Origin of the sequence: Caulobacter sp. (assembly GCF_039596335.1) — a bacterium.
In the GTDB taxonomy this organism is placed as follows: Bacteria; Pseudomonadota; Alphaproteobacteria; order Caulobacterales; family Caulobacteraceae; genus Caulobacter.
In genome coordinates this window covers 595,783-614,110 of record NZ_JBCNJZ010000001.1, presented here as the reverse complement: position 1 = coordinate 614,110, position 18,328 = coordinate 595,783, and the positions used below count along the sequence as shown (strand labels likewise).

Here is an 18,328-nt window from a genome sequence, read left to right as displayed (position 1 = left end):
GAAACCCGCCGGACCGAACAAGAAAGACCTGGAAAGCCCCATGGCCGACATCATGACCCCCGCCCTCGGCGAATCCGTCACCGAAGCGACGGTCGCCCGCTGGACCAAGAAGGTTGGCGAGGCGGTGAAGAAGGACGAGATCCTGATCGAGCTGGAAACCGACAAGGTTTCGCTGGAAGTGGCCTCGCCCGCCGACGGCGTGCTCTCGGCCATCGGCGCCGAAGAGGGCGCGACGGTCGTTCCGGGCACCGTCCTGGGCGTCGTGAGCGAAGGCGCGAGCGCCTCGGCTGCTCCGGCTGCCGCCGCGCCGAAGGCTGCTGAAGCCCCGAAGGCCGCGCCGGCTCCCGCCGCTGCTGCTCCGGCCCCGGCCGCCGCCGCCGCGCCTTCGGCCGCTCCGGTCAGCCCGGCCCCGGCTCGCGTCGCCGCCGAGAACAACCTCGACCTGTCGAAGGTCGTGGGCACCGGCAAGGACGGCCGCGTGACCAAGGGCGACGCCCTGGCCGCTCTGGAAGCCCGCGCCGCCGCTCCGGCCCCGGCCGCCGCCCCGTCGGCCCCGCGCGCCCTGCATGAGCGCGAAGAGCGCGTGAAGATGACGCGCCTGCGTCAGACGATCGCCCGTCGCCTGAAGGAAGCCCAGAACACCGCCGCGATGCTGACGACCTTCAACGAGGTCGACATGACCGCGGTGATGGCGCTGCGCGCCCAGTACAAGGACGTGTTCGAGAAGCGCCACGGCGTGAAGCTGGGCTTCATGTCGTTCTTCACCAAGGCCGTCGTGGCCGCGCTGAAGGCCATCCCGGACGTCAACGCCGAGATCGACGGCCAGGACGTCATCTACAAGAACCACTACGACATCGGCGTCGCCGTCGGCACCGACAAGGGCCTGGTGGTTCCGGTCGTGCGTGACGCCGACACCCTGAACCTGGCCGAGATCGAAAAGACCATCGGCGACCTCGGCAAGAAGGCCCGCACCGGCGGCCTGGCCATCGAGGACATGCAGGGCGGCACCTTCACGATCACCAACGGCGGCATCTACGGTTCGCTGATGTCGACCCCGATCCTGAACGCGCCGCAGTCGGGCATCCTGGGCATGCACGCGATCAAGGAACGCGCCATGGTCGTCAACGGCAAGATCGAGATCCGCCCGATGATGTACCTGGCCCTGTCGTACGACCACCGCGTCGTCGACGGCGCCGGCGCCGTGACCTTCCTGGTCAAGGTCAAGGAAGCCCTGGAAGACCCGCAGCGCCTGCTGCTGGACCTCTAAGAGACTTAGCGAGAAGCCCGCCCTCACCGGCGGGCTTCTTCGTATCCGGCCCCGGTCTCATCGCCGGGGCCGTTTGCTTTTCCGGAAGGACGCGCGCGATGGCCAAGGACACGCTCTACCTGCTGAACCCCTTCTTCGAGAAGGAAGGCCAGATCCGCTTCTGCCCCGACTGCGCGATGATGGAAGGCTATCTGGCGACCTATCCGCATCTGCGGCAGGCGCTGGACATCGTCTATGTCGACTACGCCCGTCCGCGCGCGATCCTGGTCGAGCGCCTGGGCGAGGATCACCAGAACGCCCCGACCCTGATCCTGGGCGAGGCCGCGCCGGACGCCGGCCCGCACGGCGAGATCCAGTCCGCTAATGGCCTCAGCTTCCTGTCTGACGCCCGCCCGATCACGCGCTGGCTGGCGCAGCGCTTCGAGCTGGCCGCGCCGCTCTAGCGGCTGGCGTTCAGCACCGCCGCGCCCAGGGCCGCGTAGTCGCGGTCGAAATGGTGATCGCCGGGCAGGCGCACCTTGGCGACCTCGGCGTCGGGCAGGGTGGGGCAGATGTCGTGCTTTTCCCTGTCGCCGTAGACGCAGGTGATCTTCAGGTTCTTCAGCGCCGCGATCGCCGGGGCGACGGGGAAGGCGTCGGCGGCGGCGATGTCCAGCCAGCTGACCGGATGGAACTGCAGGTCGCCCATCGGGCCGGTCCCGATCAGCACCAGTCGCTCGACATGGCCGCGCAGGTCGGCCGGCAGGTAGGGAATGATCGCCGGCAGGGCGTCGGCCCCGAACGAATAGCCGATCAGCACGATCTTCGAGCGACCCCATTGCTGCTCGTAGCGGCGCAGGGCGGTGGCCAGATCGGCGGCGGCGGCCTGGGGCGTGCGGCGGACATGGAAGTAGTTCAGCGAGTCGATTCCGACCGTCGGCACGCCGTTGTCGGCCAGGTGGCGGGCCACGTTCTGGTCCAGCGCCCGCCAGCCGCCGTCACCCGAATAGAGCACCGCCAGGGTGTCGCCGGCCATCCGGGCGGCGAACGGCGCTTCGGCCCCGGCCGGCGCGGGGGCGGCCGCGCCTGCGGTGAGCAGAAGGGCGGCGACGGCGGCGATGAGGGGCTTGTGCAGGCTCATGAAGCCATGACGTCACCGAGATGCGGCGCTCTCCAGGCAAGGATGCGCGTCCTATTGTCACGCTCGCGCGCCCGGACAGTCCAACCAGCCTGATCTCCTTGATTTTCAAGGCCGCGGCCGTGGAAAAGGGTTCCGTTTTCGCGCTGTTGCCTCTAAGGAACTCGGGCCTCCAGAGGTCTGACAATTTGGCCGGCGAGGCCCCATATTTTGTCCGGCGCCGCTTTCGGCGCGTCCTCTAGGCGGTAGATCCATGGCTCAGTACGACGTCGTCATCATCGGTGGTGGTCCCGGTGGCTACAACGCGGCTATCCGCGCCGGCCAGCTGGGTCTGAAGACCGCGATCGTCGAAGGCCGCGGCAAGCTGGGCGGCACCTGCCTGAACGTCGGCTGCATGCCCTCGAAGGCTCTGCTGCACGCCTCGGAATACTACGAAGCCGCCGCCGGTGGCGAGTTCGCCAAGCTGGGCATCGAGGTGAAGCCGAAGCTGAACCTCGACCAGATGATGGCCCAGAAGGCCGAGAGCGTCGAAGCCCTGACCAAGGGCGTCGAGTTCCTGATGAAGAAGAACAAGGTCGAGTACGTGAAGGGCTGGGGCCGCATCGACGGCGCCGGTAAGGTCGTGGTCAAGGCCGACGACGGTTCGGAAAAGACCCTCGAGACCAAGAACATTGTCATCGCCACCGGCTCGGAGCCGACCCCGCTGCCGGGCGTGACGATCGACAACAAGCGCATCATCGACTCGACCGGCGCCCTGTCGCTGCCGGAAGTTCCGAAGAGCCTGGTCGTGGTCGGCGCCGGCGTCATCGGCCTGGAGCTGGGCTCGGTCTGGAAGCGCTTGGGCGCCGAAGTGACCGTGGTCGAGTATCTGGACCGCATCCTGCCGGGCACTGACGGCGAAGTGGCCACCGCCTTCCAGAAGATCCTGACCAAGCAAGGCTTCAAGTTCCAGCTGGGCGCCAAGGTCACCGGCGCGGAAGCCGGCGCCAAGGGCGTGAAGCTGACGCATGAGCCGGTCGCCGGCGGCGCGGCTCAGACGATCGAAGCCGACTACGTGCTGGTCGCCATCGGCCGTCGTCCGTTCACCCAAGGCCTGGGCCTGGAATCGGTCGGCATCACGCCCGACAAGCGCGGCGTCATCGCCAACGACCACTACAAGACCGGCGTCGATGGCATCTGGGTGATCGGCGATGTGACCTCGGGTCCGATGCTGGCCCACAAGGCCGAGGACGAGGCCGTGGCCTGCATCGAGCTGATCGCGGGCAAGGCCGGCCACATGAACTACGACATCATCCCGGGCGTGATCTACACCAAGCCGGAAGTCGCCACGGTCGGTAAGACCGAGGAAGACCTGAAGGCGGCGGGCATCGCCTACAAGGTCGGCAAGTTCCCGTTCCTGGCCAACAGCCGCGCCAAGATCAACCACGAGGGCGATGGCTTCGTGAAGGTTCTGGCCGACGCCAAGACCGACCGCATCCTGGGCGCCCACGCCGTGGGTCCGAACGTCGGCGACATGATCGCCGAGGTCTGTGTGGCCATGGAGTTCGGCGGCGCGTCGGAAGACATCGCCCGCACCTGCCACCCACACCCCACCCGTTCGGAAGCCATCCGTCAGGCGGCCATGGGCGTCGAAGGCTGGACGATGCAGGCCTAAGCGTCTGGGGCGGGCCCAGCCTGCCCAAAATTTAATATCCACGTTCGGTCAATCGGACGTAGAGTGGCGGGGTTTCGGGAACGGAGCCCCGCCATGCTTCTATCTGCGCTACTCGCCGCCGCCGCTCTGCAGGCCACGCCTGAGATGGCTCTGAAGGGCTATGTGATCGGCGAACGGCCCGCTAGCCGGGCCCAGTCCGTGGGGGAGCTGACCATAGCCCCGCGCAAGGCCATGCCCCGTCTGCCCGCCCCGCCGCAGATGCGCTCGCGGTTCACGCCCTCGCGGACCTTCAAGAGGGCCGGGCCGAAGGACTTCGTGGTCAATCCGCAGATGGCGAACTGCCGAGGGGAGGGCCCGGAACTGATCGCCAATGCCGAAATGCTGCAGGGCCAGCCCTTGTCGAAAATGCCCAAGGCGCGCGGCGAACGGGCGGTGGCCCGCCTCGTGGACGGCTGCCCGGTGGCCGTGACGATCGCACAAGGTCCGATCGAGCGCTGAGCCCACGAAAAAGGCCTCGCCCTAGAGGAGGCGAGGCCTAGTGTTTTCGAGGGGAGAAAACGCCCCGCCGCTCAGCGGGGCGGTACGCTTACTGAAACTCTTTTGCCGCGCGACGGGCGCCGAAACCGGCGTCCACTTTCGGCTGTCGCGCTCGGGTTAGAACTCTTCCCAGTCATCCGAGGCCGGCTGAGCCGAGCTCTTCTGGGCGAAGCTGGCCAGCTTGGCCTGGGCTGCGGCGACCGGGTTCAGGCCCGGGCGGCTGGCGGCGGTGGCCGGCGCCACGGCCGGAGCGGCGGCCGGGCGAGCCGGAGCCGCGCGCGGGGCCGGCGGCGGAGCTGAGGGACGCGAGGTCGAGCGACCGCCACCGCTGGCGGCGATGGCGCTGGAGGCGCCGCCGACGCGGAAGCGGCCGATCATCTGCAGCAGGCCCGTGGCTTCGCTCTTCAGCGAGTGGCTGGCGGCGGTCGATTGCTCGACCATGGCCGCGTTCTGCTGGACGGTCTGGTCCATCTGGTTGACGGCGGCGTTGACCTGGTTGAGGCCGGTGGCCTGCTCCTGGCCCGAAGCTGCGATTTCCGAGACCAGGGCGTCGATCTCGCCGACCTTGACGACGATGGCCTGCAGGGCCTCGCCGGTCTGGCCGACCATGCTGACGCCTTGATTGACCTGCTGCGACGAGGTCGAGATCAGGGTCTTGATCTCCTTGGCGGCGTCGGCCGAACGCTGGGCCAGAGCCCGCACTTCCTGAGCGACGACGGCGAAGCCACGGCCGGCTTCACCCGCGCGCGCCGCCTCGACGCCGGCGTTCAGCGCCAGCAGGTTGGTCTGGAAGGCGATCTCGTCAATGACGCCGATGATCTGGCTGATCGACTGCGACGACTTCTCGATCTGGTTCATGGCGTCGACGGCGTTGCGGACCACGACGCTGGAGCGTTCGGCGTCCGAACGGGTCGAGCCGACCACGCGCGAGGCTTCCTGGGCGCCGGCCGACGAGCGCTTCACCGTGGCGGTGATCTCGTCCAGGGCGGCGGCGGTTTCTTCCAGGCTGGCGGCCTGCTGCTCGCTGCGGCGCGACAGGTCGTCGGCGGCCGAGGCGATCTCGTCCGAACCGGCGCCGATGCCGTTGGCGGCGTGGACGATGGTGCCCATCGCCTCTTCCAGGCGGCTGATGGCGCCATTGAAGTCGTCCTGCAGGCGCTTGTAGGCGGGCGGGAACTGGGCGTCGACGCGGAAGGTCAGGTCGCCTTCGGCCAGGTGGTTCAGGCCCGAGGCGATGGCTTCCATGACGAAGGCCTGTTCCTTGGCGGCGGCGTCGGCCAGTTCCTGGTTACGACGGCGTTCGGCTTCGGTCTCGGCGCTGGCGCGCTGCTGGGCGGCTTCGGCGGTGCGCAGGGCCAGGGCGTTGTCCTTGAACACCTGGACCGAGCGGGCCATGGCGCCGACCTCGTCCTTGCGCTCGGCGCCGCGGACTTCGACGTCCACCGAGCCTTGGGCCAGGATTTCCATGGTCTTGGCGGTGGCGTTCAGCGGCGCGCCGATCTTCTTAGAGCCGATCCACAGCGCGAACATCATGGCCAGACCGGCCGACACCACGCCGAACACCGTGGCCAGGATAGTGCCCATGTCGGCTTCCTTCGAAGCCTTGGCGACCATCACGTTGGTCTCGGCGGTGTGCTTTTCGATGAACGTGTTGACGTCCTTGGTCAGGCTGGCGATGTCCGGATCGATGCCGATCATCATCATCTTGGCCGCGTCGTTCATGTCCTGCATGCCCATGTCGGCGCCGTTGCGGGCGTCGGCATAGATCTTGTCGAGGCGCGTGGCGAAGCCGGTGACCGTCTTGGCGGTCGAGGGATCGGCGGCCTTCATGGCGGCCAGGCGTTCCTTGGCTTCCTTGTAGGCCGCGTCCAGCTCGGCGCTGGCCGACTGGCTCTGCTGCGAGCTGCCCTCGTAGGACATGGTGCGGTAGACCGCGTAACCGATGGTGGCCACCCGGCGGTTGAAGCGGGCGGCGTCAAGCTCGGCCGGAGCCCGTTGCTCGACGAGAACCTTGGTGCTGGCCTCGACGCGCTTGGACTGGATCGCGCCCATGGCGACGATCACCAAGGCGACCACGGTCAGAACGATGGCCGGCAGGGCCACCTTGGTTGAAATCTTCAGGTCGTCGAACTTCATCGGAGCCTCACGCGGGCGAACGTTGCCCGACGCGGGACGCACGCTCATTTTGAGTAAGAGGCGCACAACCGTGTAAAATCAGGGTTAAAGCTTCAGCTTAATGACCGGTGAACGGCAGTTTGTCGCAGGGCTGCGGTTCAGGCCTTGGGGTGGGCCGCCTGATAGGCCGCCAGCAGGCCGGCGGCGTCGACCTGGGTGTAGCGCTGGGTGGTCGACAGCGAGGCATGGCCCAGAAGATCCTGGATCGCACGCAGATCCGCCCCCGCGCCCAGCAGATGGGTGGCGAAGGCGTGGCGGAAGGCGTGCGGCGTCACCCGATCCGACAGGCCCAGGCGCCCGCGCAGGTTCTGCACCAGGCCCTGGACGTGGCGGGGCGACAGCGGCCCGCCGCGCTTGGCCCGGAACAGCGGCTCGTCGGCGGTCAGGACGAACGGCAGCTCGTTCACATAGACGTCCATCGCCTCGCGCACGGCGTCCAGCACCGGCACGATCCGGGTCTTGCCGCCCTTGCCGGTGATGCGCAGAGCCTGGCCGAGGGGGACGCTGCTCCAGGTCAGCGAAAGAGCTTCGCTGATCCGCAGGCCACAGCCCCACAGCAGGGTCAGCACGGCCTCGTCGCGGGCGGTCTCCCAGGGATCGCGTTCGGTGTCGCCGGCGGCCTCGGCCAGCAGGTCGCGGGCCTGGTCCTCGGAGACGGGGCGAGGCAGGCCGACCTTCAGGCGCGGGCCGCGAACCAGGTCGACGGCGGCGTTGGCCACGCCGTGACGCTGGTCGAGATAGCGGTGGAAGGCGCGGATCGACGACAGGGCCTGGGCCACCGAGCGCGGGGCCAGGGCGTCCTCGCCCTGACGACGGAAGGCCAGATAGCTGCGCAGGTCGGCGGCGGTGATCTCGCCCATCGCGGAGAGGCCGAGGCTTTCGCCCCGGTGCCGTTCGAGGAAGTTCAGATAGGCCAGGACGTTGTCGCCATAGGCCCGCACCGTGCGCGGCGAGGCCCGGCGCTCCAGCGTCAGGTAGTCCAGCCAGGCGGCATAGGCCTGGCGAGCGCTCACAACACGGGCCAGCGTTCGGCGGTGCGCTCGACGACGCGGGCTAGGAAGTTGACCAGTTCGGTGCCCATGTCGGGCGTGAAGCCCTCCGGATCCTTCGAGGCGAAGGCGATCAGGGCCTCGCGGCGCGGCTCCCAGATGGCCATGCGGACCAGGGCCATGCTGCGGATGGTCTCGGCCCGGTCGCCGAACAGCGGCAGGGCGGGGGCGAAGAAGCCCATGCGAGCGATGGGGGCGTCGCCCAGGATCATGTCGACCTGGCCCTCGGCCAGCGGACGCCAGCCGGCCGGCACGCGGCTGGGGCCTTCCAGGGCCATGACGCCGGCAGCCAGGCCAAAGCGTAGCATGGCCATATCGTCGACGCGGCGGGCGAGGTCCGAATGGTTGCGGGCGTCCAGCAGGTCGATGACCGCGGCATGGGTCTGGGCCTGGGCCGAGTAGTTGGCGCGGGCGTTGTCCTCGATGGCCTGGCGGACGCTGGCCTCGCGGCGGTGGGCGGCGGCGGCCTTGGCTAGGGCGGCGGGACCGAAGTCGATGACGTTGCCGCCGTCGACCTTCAGGCCCAGTTCGCCCAGCAGACTCTCGTCGCCCAGCAGGAAGCCAGGGTCGATGCGCAGGAAATCGCGCACGCTGTCCGGATCGACGGTCGCCTTCAAGGCTGCACCAGTCGCGTCGCTCATCGTCTGCCCCACCGTTCGTAAACTGACGGCCTGATGAAGCCGCAACTCGGTTAACGCCGGCTTGACGATCTAGACCGTGGCGCCTCTCGACCTGGGGATGGTTTGTCGGCAAAAGCATCGCGTCATGTCCCGTATCGCTTCCGTCCTGCTGCCGATGCCGTTGCCGGAGGCCTTCGACTACGCCGAGCCGGAGGGCATGGACCTTTCGCTCGGCGATCACGTCGCCGTGCCGCTGGGGCCGCGTGTGATCCGCGGCGTGGTCACCGCCCTGCGCGACGGGACCGGCGGCAACCGGCCGCTGAAGGTCATCCAGGGCCGGGTCGACGATCCGCCGCTGCCGCCCGGCGTGCTGGCCTTCGTGGAGTGGGCGGCGCGCTATTCTGTCGACCTGCCGGGCTTCCCGTTGGCCATGGCCCTGCGCGGTCTGCGCCATCCGCCGGCCAAGCCCGACAAGGTGCTGGTCCTGACCGGGACCCAGCCCGCCCGCGTCACGCCGGCCCGGCTGAAGGTGCTGGCCGCCGCCGAGGGGGTGAAGCTCTCGAACAGCGCCCTGGCCTCGGCCGCCGGCGTCTCGGCCGGGGTCGTGAAGGGCCTGGTCGACGAGGGTGTGCTGGCCGTCGATTTTGTCGAGCCCGATCGCGGCCTGCCGCAGCCGGACCTGTCCCTGCCGCCGCGTGAGTTGAATCCCGGCCAGGCCGCCTGCGTCGAGGTGCTGAAGGAGATGCTGGACACCGGCGGCTTCCAGGCTGCGCTGCTGGACGGCGTCACAGGTTCGGGGAAGACCGAGGTCTATCTGGAGGGCGTCGCGGCCGCCTTGCAGGATCCGCAGGCCCAGGTGCTGATCCTGCTGCCCGAGATCGCCCTAACCCAGGCTGTGCTGTCTCGTTTCGAGCAGCGGTTCGGGGCGCGGCCAGCCGAGTGGCATTCGGGCGTCTCGCCGCCCCGTCGTCGGCAGGTCTGGGAGGCGGTGGCCAGCGGCAACGCCCGCATCGTGGTCGGCGCCCGCTCGGCCCTGTTCCTGCCGTTCAAGAAGCTGCGGCTGATCGTCGTCGACGAAGAGCACGACAGCTCGTTCAAGCAGGAAGAGGGCTTCATCTATCAGGCCCGCGACCTGGCCGTGGCCCGCGCCAAGATCGAGGGGGCGTCGGTGATGCTGGCCTCAGCGACGCCGTCGCTGGAGAGCCTGTTCAACGCCCAGGCCGGCCGATACCGCTGGCTACGGCTGTCGGCCCGCCATGGTGCGGCGCAGCTGCCCGACATCGGCCTGGTCGACATGCGCCAGACGCCGCCGGAGCCGGGCCGCTGGCTGTCGCCGCCGCTGATCAAGGCCATGGCCGTGACCCTGCAGCGCGGCGAGCAGGCCATGCTGTTCCTGAACCGGCGGGGCTATGCGCCGCTCGTTTTGTGCAAGGCCTGCGGCGAGAAGATGAAGTCGCCAGACACCGACAGCTGGTTGGTCGAGCATCGCTACACCGGCCGCCTGGTCTGCCACCTGACCGGCTTCTCGATGAAGAAGCCCGAGACCTGCCCGCACTGCGGCGCCAAGGACTCGCTGGTCTCGATCGGTCCCGGCGTCGAGCGAGTCGAGGAGGAGGCGCGGCACATCTTCCCCGACGCGCGGGTGGCGGTGTTCTCGTCCGACACGGTGATGGACGCCGAGGCAGCCAAGGCGTTGGTGGCGACCATGGCGGCCGGCGAGATCGACATCCTGGTGGCCACCCAGGCCGCCGCCAAGGGCCACAACTTCCCGAACCTGACCCTGGTGGGCGTGGTCGACGCCGACCTCAGCCTGCGGGGCGGCGACCTGCGAGCAGGGGAGCGAACCTTCCAGCTGCTGGCCCAAGCTGCGGGCCGCGCCGGGCGTCACGAGAAGCCCGGCCGCGCGCTGCTGCAGACCTATTCCCCGGACCACGCGGTGATGCAGGCCCTGGCCGCCCAAGACCGTGACGCCTTCATCGAGGCCGAGATGGGCATGCGCCAGGACGCCGGCCTGCCGCCGTTCGGCCGTCTGGCGGCGGTGATCGCTTCGGGGCCCGATGGTGCGGCGCTGGACGCCTATGTCGAGGCCCTGGCTGCCGTGATCCCCAATGCCGAGGGCGTCGAGGTGTTCGGCCCCGCCGACGCCCCGCTGGCCCTGGTGCGCGGCCGTCGCCGCAAGCGTTTCCTGGTCCGCGCCGAGCGCAATGTCGACCTGCAGGGCTTCATGGCCGCCTGGCGCGCGCGGGCCAAGGTCCCGAACTCGGTGCGGGTGACGATCGACATCGACCCGTACTCGTTCCTCTAGGTCGGCTCAGCCACCGCTGCGGGCTGGCGTGATTTCAGCGGCAGGGCGGGGATCATCAGGATGGCGACGAGGCCTGCGGCGACCACGAACACCGCCGCGACCATCACGCCGCTGACGGCGTGGATCAGCGCCGCCTGCAGGGCCGGGTCGGCCTGGGCAGAGCCGCCTTCCGCGGCGGCCTTGATCGCCATGCCCTCCAGCGCCCCCAGGTTCAGCCCGCCCGGCAGTCCGGCCAGGCGCGCGGTCAGCAGCGCCCCGGCCAGGGCCGCGCCGACAGTTGAGCCGATCTGGCGAAAGAACTGGTTGGAGCTGGTGGCCACGCCCAGGTCGCGCGGATCGACGGCGTTCTGGGTGGCGATATTGAAGAGGCTCTGCCCCGGACCCAGCCCCAGGCCGACGAAGGCCAGAAGGAGGGCCAGCTGGCCCAGGTGGCCGATCTTCGACAGGTCGTGCAGCAGGAACACCGCGATCAGCAGCACGCTGGCCCCGGTGATCATGTAGGGCTTGTACTGGCCGGTCTTGGTGACGAGCTGGCCGGCCACGGTGCTGCCGGTGATCAGGCCGGCCATCAGCGGCAGCATGGCCATGCCGCTCAGGGTTGCCGACACGCCGCGTCCCAGCTGCAGATAAAGCGGCAGGAACATCACCACGCCCATGAAGGCCATGGAGATCAGGAAGCCGGCCAGGTTGGCGGTGACGAACACCCGATTGCGGAAGAGGTGCATCGGCACGATCGGGTTGGAGACCTTGGTCTCCACGAACACGAAGGTGACCAGGGCGCCGATGGCCAGGCCGAACAGGCCCAGGCTCTGCGGCGAGGCCCAGGCGAAGTCGTGACCCGCCAGGCTTAAGGCCAGCAGCAGCGGCACGAAGGCGGCGATCAGCAGGGCCGCGCCCAAGAAGTCGATCTTGCCCGAGCGGCGGTGTTCCAGCTTGGGCATCTTCACGATGACCATGAACAGCGAGAGCAGGGACAGCGGCAGGTTGACGTAGAACACCCAGCGCCAGCCGGCGACGGTGTGGGGGCCGATCTGCACGGTGCCGTGGTCGGTGAAATAGCCGCCGATGATGGGGCCCAGCACGCTGGCCAGGCCGAACACCGAGCCGAAGATCCCGGCGAACTTGCCCCGCTCGCGCGGCGGATAAAGGTCGGCAATGATGGCGAAGGCTGTAGTGAACAGCGCCCCGCCGCCGATGCCCTGCAGGGCGCGGAAGACGATCAGCTGCACCATGCCGGGCACGCCCAGCACGGTCCCGAACTCGCCGGATAGACCCGACAGCCAGGAGCCCGCGAGAAAGATCGAGATGCCGGTGATCAGCACGGGCTTGCGCCCGAAGATGTCGCCTAGCTTGCCCCAGATCGGCACCATGACGGTCGAGCTGAGCAGATAGGCCGTGGTCACCCAAGAATAGAGATTGAGGCCATTCAGTTCGGAGATGATCCTCGGCATGGCCGTGGAGACGATTGTCTGGTCCAGCGCGCTAAGCAGGAAGACGATCATGAGCGCCGCCAGGGTCAGGCGGCGCTCGGCATCGGTGAAGGTCTGGGCCATGGAGCCTTAGTCGGTTTTCTTCGCGTTGCGCTTGCGGGCCATCATGTTCAGGCCCTCGACGCCGGCCGAGAAGGCCATGGCCGTATAGATGTAGCCCTTGGGCACGTGGGCGCCGAAGCCCTCTGCGATTAGCACGGTGCCGATCATCAGCAGGAAGCCCAGGGCCAGCATGACCACAGTCGGGTTGCTGTTGATGAAGTTCGCCAGCGGGTCGGCGGCCAGCAGCATCACGGTGACGGCGATGATCACGGCGATAATCATGATCGGCAGGTGATCGGTCATGCCGACGGCGGTCAGGATCGAGTCGATCGAGAACACCAGGTCCAGCAGGATGATCTGGAAGATGGCCGAGCCGACATTGGAAATGACGACCGTGGCCTTGTCCTTCTCCAGAACGTCATCGCTGACACCGGGGTCGACCGTGTGGTGGATCTCCTTGGTCGCCTTCCAGATCAGGAAGACGCCGCCGGCGATCAGGATCAGGTCGCGCCACGAGAAGGCCGTTTCGAAGCCCGGTTCGCCATGCGAACCGACAGGACCGGTGATGCCCAGGTCGAAGACCGGCGCGGTCAGGCCGACGATGAAGGCGATGGTCGACAGCAAGACGAGGCGCATGATCAGCGCCAGCGAGATGCCGATGCGGCGCACGCGCTGACGGTGCTCGGGCGGCAGCTTGTTCGAGAGGATCGAAATGAAGACCAGGTTGTCGATCCCCAAGACCACCTCCATCACCACGAGAGTGACTAGGGCGGCCCATGCCGCGGGGTCTGCGGCCAGTTGAAGGAGTTCGTTCATCGGTCCTCTCTAAGGATAGTCCGGATGAGCCGTCTTAGCCCGCAACCGGAGTTCCGGGCGAGATAGGCGACCAACGCCGGTCTTTCTACCGTGGGGGACGGAAGAGCGGCTGTCGAGGATGTCGTGATGCAGGACGCCGCCCACATCAAGCCGCTGACCGCCTTGCGGTTCTTCGCCGCCTTCTGGGTGGTGATGTTCCACTACTGGCCCAAGCTGGACGTGGGTTTCACGCCGGCCGTGGTGGACAAGGGCTATCTCGGGGTCGAGGCCTTCTTCGTCCTGTCGGGCTTCATACTTTGTCACGTTTATCTCAGCGGTTTTGGCGAGGGCCGGTTCCGCTATGGCGACTTCCTGTGGAACCGCCTGGCGCGGGTCTATCCCCTGCACCTGGCCACCCTGCTGGGGGTCGGCCTGATGGCCGGCGCGGCCACGGTCGCGGGCATGGTCATCGATCCCAACATCCTGTCGTGGAAGTCGCTGCCGGCCAATCTGCTGCTGGTGCACGCCTGGGGCTTTGCGCCGGTGGCCGGCTGGAACCACGCCTCGTGGTCGATCTCGGCCGAGTGGTTCGCCTATCTGACGTTCCCCGCCTTCGCCTTCGCGGCCTGGAAGCTGCGCGCGCGGCCAGTGGCGGCCCTGCTGGGCGCCCTGGCGGTGATCGCGGTGCTCTATCCGGTGTTCGAGGCCCTGGCCGGCTTCTCGCTGACCCAGGCGACCATCCAGTGGGGCGCTCTGCGCATCGTGCCGTGCTTCGCCTATGGCTGCGCCTTGCACGCCCTGTGGCGTTCGGACCGATTCCCCAGCCGACTCAGCGGCTACGGCGCCGCTTTCTTGGGCATGGCCACGCTTGCCGCCGTGCAGTTCCAGTGCCCGGATCCGGTCATTGTCATGCTTCTGGGCGGGCTTATTTTCATGCTCGCGAGCCTCGCCAGGACCGGTTTTGACTTTGCTGGACAGCAAGTCTTCGTCTATCTGGGTGAGATCAGCTACTCGACCTACATGATTTGCATCCCGTGGAAGATTCTAGGGATCAACGCTGCGGCCAAGCTCCTCAATATCGAGGGCGACAAGTTGCCGCTTCTGGTCTGGATCGTGATTGTGGCAGCGCTTATCCCGCTCTCCGCAATCTCCTATCACATCATAGAAAATCCGTGCCGGGAGCGTATGAAGACTTGGGCTTCGAGCTGGAAACAGCGCCGCTTGGCTCTCTCAGGTGCGGCATAAACACTCTTTTCACGTCTTCCTGAGAAGGTTATCCCTTAACCCAGTGACGCGGGGGAGTACCCACAGCATGACGAAACGGACGAGGGCCCTTCTGGGTTCCCTGGCCGCTGCCGCCATGATCAGCTTCGCGCCGGTTTCGGCGAGTGCTGATGGCTACTGGCAGTGCGTGCCCTTCGCGCGACTGATGTCGGGCATCCAGATCTTTGGCGACGCCCGTACGTGGTGGTCGCAGGCCGCCGGCAAGTACGACACGGGTTCGACCCCGAAGATCGGCTCGGTCCTCTCCTTCAAGCCCACCGCCCGCATGAACCTCGGCCACGTGGCCTTCGTGAGCCAGGTGCTCACCGACCGGGTCATCCAGGTCACGCACGCCAACTGGTCGATCATCGATGGCGACCGTGGCCAGATTGAAAAAGACGTCACCGTCGTCGACGTCTCGCCCAATGGCGACTGGACGCAGGTCAAGGTCTGGTACGACCCGATCCGCGACCTCGGCACCAGCGTCTATCCGACCAACGGCTTCATCTATCAGGACTCTCAGGCGACCAAGATCGCCGTCGCGACCAGCAAGATCGCCATGGCCCAGAACGCCGTGGTCTCGGCCGCCAAGCAGGCCGCCAACCAGGTCGCCGCTTCGGTCCGCGCTTCGCCGCTGGACATCATCGGCCAGGCCGCCGACTCGACCGACCGCATCGCGGCTCTGATCGAGGCCGCCGGTGGTGGCTCGTCGTCCAACGACGCCAGCAAGCAGAACGCGCCCCGCTAAGCGGAGCGCGTTGACGCCAAGCTCTGGCCGGGGCACACCCGGCCGGTAGCTAGGACGCGACTATGCTCAGAATCCTCCGTCACGGCGCGCCCGGCTTCGAACCCGGCGGCGAGACGCCCGACTGGCGTGTGCCCGGTGACACCGTCTGGATCGAGCTGGTCAATCCTACCCGGTCCGAGGAAGTCGCCGTCGAGCAGTCGATCGGCCTGCTGCTGCCCACCCGCGAAGAGATGGCCGAGATCGAGGCCTCCTCGCGCCTCTATCAGGAAGACGGCGGCACGTTCATGACCGCCACGGTGCTGGTCAACGCCGACGGCGACCTGCCGACCGCTGCGCCCGTGACCTTCGTCCTGGCCGGCGCTCGGCTGATCACCATCCGCTATGTCGAGCCCAAGTCGTTCTCGGTGTTCGCCGCCCAGGCCGAGCGCCAGCCCAGCCTGTGCCCCAATGGCCTGCAGACCTTCCTGGGCTTGCTGGACGCCATCGTCGATCGCACCGCCGACATCCTCGAGCGCACGGCGGCCGAGGTCGAGGTGCAGTCGCGGGCCATCTTCAGCCGCCCGCGCGGCGCGGCCTTCGAGTTGATCCTCAACAAGCTGGGCCGGGCTCAGAACGTCAATTCCAAAGCCCGTGACAGCCTGGTCAGCCTGGCGCGCCTGCTCAGCTTCGCGGCCCTGGCCGACCAGTTCGACGGCGAGAAGGACCTGCGCGACCACCTGAAATCGCTGCAGCGCGACGTCCAGTCGATCACCGACCACTCCAGCTACCTGGCCGGCAACATCACCTTCCTGCTGGATGCGGCCCTGGGCCTGATCAACATCGAGCAGAACGCCATCTTCAAGGTGTTCTCGGTGTTCTCGGTGATCTTCCTGCCGCCGACCCTGATCGCCGGGATCTACGGCATGAACTTCGAGCACATGCCCGAACTGCGCTGGATCGAGGGCTATCCGATGGCCGTGGCGATGATGATCATGGCCGCCGGCGCCCCGATCCTGTGGTTCAAGAAGAAGGGCTGGCTTTAGGTCGCTTGCGACTTTCCGCCGCGGTCTAAACGATGGCTTAAAGCTGCCGTGGGAGGATGGACGCCATCTCCGCGTAGATCAGCCAAAGAGCGTCCCGCCAGCCCCATGCCGCCGCCTGCGTCTTCACGACCGAGCCTGATCCGAACCCTCCACGCCACGGCGGTGCGTGAGGTGATCGAGGCGCATGGGCGCTACATCAAGGGCCTGCCGGGCGGGCGCCGGGCGATGCTGTCCTACGTCAATCTGAACAATTACGAGCTGGACGGGGTCGACCTGTCGGAGGCTGACCTGACCGGGACGCTGCTGGGCGGCGCGTCGCTGCGCGGGGCCAATCTGAAGGGCGCGATCCTGTACGGCGCGGACTTACGCGACTCCGACCTGCGCGACGCCGATCTGTCGCGCTGCGACATGCGCGGGGCGTGCTTGCGTGGGGCCAATCTGGGCGGGGCGAACCTGGCCAATTGCGATCTGCGCGAGGGCGTGACCGCCGTGCAGGACGGCGAGAAGGGCCTGCGAATCCTGGAACATTCCAAGCGGGCGGGCGAGCTGGACTACGCCCTGCTGCAGGGCGCCAACCTGTCGGGCGCGCAGATGTCGGGGGCCTTCGCGCGCAAGGCCGACTTCACCGACGCCGACCTGTCGAACGTCACCTTGCAGGGCGCCAAGCTGACTAATGCCTGCATGGACGGGGCGAACCTGTCCGGGGCCAATCTGCACAACGCCGAGATGGCCCACGTCTCGCTGCGCCGGGCCGTCATGGTCGGCGTGGACATCAGCGGCGCCGACCTCAGCGACGCCGACATGACCGAGGTGCTGCGCGCGCCGCCGCCGATCATCTATGTCGACGACCTGCCCCTGCACGAGGTGCTGGAGGCCCACGAACTGTTCTGCAAGAGCGACGGCGCCGACGGGGCGGTAGGTAAGCTGGCCGATGTCGACTTTCGGCCGCTGAAGCGCCTGAAGGACCGCCGCCTGAGCGGTCTGTCGGCGCCCAAGGCGGTGTTCTTCGGCATGGATCTGGACGGTGTGCAGATGCAGGGCGCCAACCTGTCGGGCGCGGACCTGCGCGGCGCCAAGCTGCGCGGGGCCGACCTGCGCGGCGCGCGGCTGGTCGACGCCCAACTGGCCCGGGCCGACCTGACCGGCGCCAAGCTGGGGCCGCTGAAGATCGGCGAGAACCGGGTGATCCGCACCGACCTGACCCGCGCCGTGCTGCGCGGCGCCAACCTCAAGGGCGTCAGCGCTCCACGCGCGCGCTTCATCGAGGCCGACATGGCGCGCGCCAAGCTGGACGGCGCCGATCTGGCGGGCGCGGAGCTGCCGGCCGGCGTCGGCGGCTGAAAATCGCCGCGCCGTCCGCGCGCCATGCATCCAATGTCGCGGAGGTTGCGTATTCAGGAAGTGACCGGAAGTGTTCCGGCGCGATCCTGGAACGGACCACGGCGATGACACTGGCACTCTTCACTGCCCGGCGGATGGCTTGCGGCATGGTGGCCCTGGCCGCCGGAACCGCCGAGACGGCGTTCGCCCAGGACCGCAACCGCACGGTCGTCGGCCTGGCCGGGATCCACACCCCCGCCTACCAGGGCTCCGACAAGTACCGGACGCTGCCGTTCCCGGTGATCGACATCAAGCGCGACCGCTTCTACGCCAATGCACGCCGGGGCGTGGGCTGGTCGCTGGTGGACGGCGACAAGATCTCGGTCGGGGCAGGCATGACCTTCGTGCCCGGCTATCGCCGTCGCGACGCGCCCGCGGGCATCGGCCGGCTGAAGAACGGCGCCGGCGCGCGGGTGTCGGCCGACCTCCGCACCGGCATGGCGATGATCAGCCTTGGGGCGACCAAGGTAGTGTCGGGCGGCGTCGACGGCGCTCTGATCGATGCGGGCCTGGCCCTGCCGCTGCGGGTGTCGCCGCGCCTGACCCTGGTTCCCGCCGTGTCGGCGACCTGGGCCGACCGGACCTATAACAACCGCTATTTCGGCGTCACCCCGGCCCAGTCCCTGGCCTCGGGCCTGCCGGTTTATAGGGCGGGCGGCGGGATCAAGGATGTCTCGGCTTCGCTGGGCGCCATGTACCGGCTGAACGACCGCGTCACCCTGGGGGCCACCGCCAGCCTCAGCAGCCTGCAGGGCGACGCCAAGGATAGTCCGATCGTCGCCGACCCGACCCAGCCGGCGGTGTTCGTCTCCGCCGCCTATCGGTTCTAGCAAAGGTCCTTGCGGCGAGACGGGAAGTCCGTGT

Annotated in this window: 16 protein-coding genes; 10 read left to right on the top strand and 6 right to left on the bottom strand. The window is 68.0% G+C overall.

All coding sequences use genetic code 11. From position 1 onward, the window contains the following. Nucleotides 1–40: 40 nt before the first annotated feature. Both odhB and ABDW31_RS03025 read left to right on the top strand, forming a co-directional pair. Complete coding sequence (gene odhB / locus ABDW31_RS03030) at nt 41–1,267, top strand: 2-oxoglutarate dehydrogenase complex dihydrolipoyllysine-residue succinyltransferase (RefSeq protein ID WP_184716165.1); 1,227 nt, start codon at nt 41–43, stop codon at nt 1,265–1,267. A 98-nt stretch (nt 1,268–1,365) separates the two neighbouring features. Continuing rightward, entirely contained in the window at nt 1,366–1,710 is a 345-nt protein-coding gene (locus tag ABDW31_RS03025) for a DUF3088 family protein (RefSeq protein ID WP_184716167.1), read from the top strand. Here the strand turns inward: ABDW31_RS03025 and ABDW31_RS03020 are convergent. Further along, the gene (locus ABDW31_RS03020) at nt 1,707–2,387 is read right to left on the bottom strand and encodes an AcvB/VirJ family lysyl-phosphatidylglycerol hydrolase (RefSeq protein ID WP_184716169.1); all 681 of its coding nucleotides are present in this window, start codon (nt 2,385–2,387) and stop codon (nt 1,707–1,709) included. The two genes, ABDW31_RS03025 and ABDW31_RS03020, sit on opposite strands and share 4 nt — an antisense overlap. A gap of 250 nt (nt 2,388–2,637) precedes the next feature. Between ABDW31_RS03020 and lpdA the strand changes: the two genes are divergently transcribed. Then, nucleotides 2,638–4,038, top strand: a complete 1,401-nt coding sequence (gene lpdA / locus ABDW31_RS03015; RefSeq protein WP_184716171.1) for a dihydrolipoyl dehydrogenase — start codon at nt 2,638–2,640, stop codon at nt 4,036–4,038. Between the two features lie 93 nt (nt 4,039–4,131). Beyond that, nucleotides 4,132–4,536 carry a hypothetical protein gene (locus tag ABDW31_RS03010; protein ID WP_184716173.1) on the top strand — a complete coding sequence of 135 codons (405 nt, stop codon included), beginning with the start codon at nt 4,132–4,134 and terminating at the stop codon, nt 4,534–4,536. A gap of 156 nt (nt 4,537–4,692) precedes the next feature. On the opposite strand, the gene ABDW31_RS03005 is transcribed toward ABDW31_RS03010, so the two are convergent. The 3 genes from ABDW31_RS03005 to ABDW31_RS02995 form a co-directional block, all read right to left on the bottom strand. Continuing rightward, nucleotides 4,693–6,711: a methyl-accepting chemotaxis protein gene (locus ABDW31_RS03005; RefSeq protein WP_184716175.1), complete on the bottom strand. Its 2,019-nt coding sequence runs from the start codon at nt 6,709–6,711 to the stop codon at nt 4,693–4,695. Nucleotides 6,712–6,848: 137 nt separating this feature from the next. Beyond that, the gene (locus ABDW31_RS03000; RefSeq protein WP_184716177.1) at nt 6,849–7,763 is read right to left on the bottom strand and encodes a tyrosine recombinase XerC; all 915 of its coding nucleotides are present in this window, start codon (nt 7,761–7,763) and stop codon (nt 6,849–6,851) included. Next, on the bottom strand, nt 7,760–8,440 hold the full coding sequence (locus tag ABDW31_RS02995) for a DUF484 family protein (protein WP_184716179.1): 681 nt from the start codon (nt 8,438–8,440) through the stop codon (nt 7,760–7,762). Before ABDW31_RS02995 ends, ABDW31_RS03000 begins: the two co-directional genes overlap by 4 nt. Before the next feature lie 124 nt (nt 8,441–8,564). On the opposite strand from ABDW31_RS02995, the gene ABDW31_RS02990 reads away from it, so the two are divergent. Further along, nucleotides 8,565–10,724: a primosomal protein N' gene (locus ABDW31_RS02990; RefSeq protein WP_184716181.1), complete on the top strand. Its 2,160-nt coding sequence runs from the start codon at nt 8,565–8,567 to the stop codon at nt 10,722–10,724. Here the strand turns inward: ABDW31_RS02990 and ABDW31_RS02985 are convergent. Then, a complete protein-coding gene (locus ABDW31_RS02985) occupies nt 10,721–12,277 on the bottom strand; it encodes an MDR family MFS transporter (RefSeq protein ID WP_184716183.1) in 1,557 nt (518 codons plus the stop codon). The two genes, ABDW31_RS02990 and ABDW31_RS02985, sit on opposite strands and share 4 nt — an antisense overlap. Nucleotides 12,278–12,283: 6 nt before the next feature. Continuing rightward, on the bottom strand, nt 12,284–13,072 hold the full coding sequence (locus ABDW31_RS02980) for a TerC family protein (protein ID WP_184716185.1): 789 nt from the start codon (nt 13,070–13,072) through the stop codon (nt 12,284–12,286). 126 nt (nt 13,073–13,198) lie between these two features. Between ABDW31_RS02980 and ABDW31_RS02975 the strand changes: the two genes are divergently transcribed. The 5 genes from ABDW31_RS02975 (at nt 13,199) to ABDW31_RS02955 (ending at nt 18,294) form a co-directional block, all read left to right on the top strand. Continuing rightward, nucleotides 13,199–14,296, top strand: coding sequence for an acyltransferase (locus ABDW31_RS02975; protein WP_343698282.1), 1,098 nt, complete (start codon nt 13,199–13,201; stop codon nt 14,294–14,296). Between the two features lie 67 nt (nt 14,297–14,363). Then, on the top strand, nt 14,364–15,062 hold the full coding sequence (locus tag ABDW31_RS02970) for a CHAP domain-containing protein (protein ID WP_184716189.1): 699 nt from the start codon (nt 14,364–14,366) through the stop codon (nt 15,060–15,062). 62 nt (nt 15,063–15,124) lie between these two features. After that, entirely contained in the window at nt 15,125–16,084 is a 960-nt protein-coding gene (locus tag ABDW31_RS02965) for a magnesium transporter CorA family protein (protein ID WP_184716191.1), read from the top strand. Between the two features lie 105 nt (nt 16,085–16,189). After that, a complete protein-coding gene (locus ABDW31_RS02960; RefSeq protein ID WP_184716193.1) occupies nt 16,190–17,425 on the top strand; it encodes a pentapeptide repeat-containing protein in 1,236 nt (411 codons plus the stop codon). A 104-nt stretch (nt 17,426–17,529) separates the two neighbouring features. Then, complete coding sequence (locus tag ABDW31_RS02955) at nt 17,530–18,294, top strand: MipA/OmpV family protein (RefSeq protein WP_184716195.1); 765 nt, start codon at nt 17,530–17,532, stop codon at nt 18,292–18,294. Nucleotides 18,295–18,328: the final 34 nt, after the last annotated feature.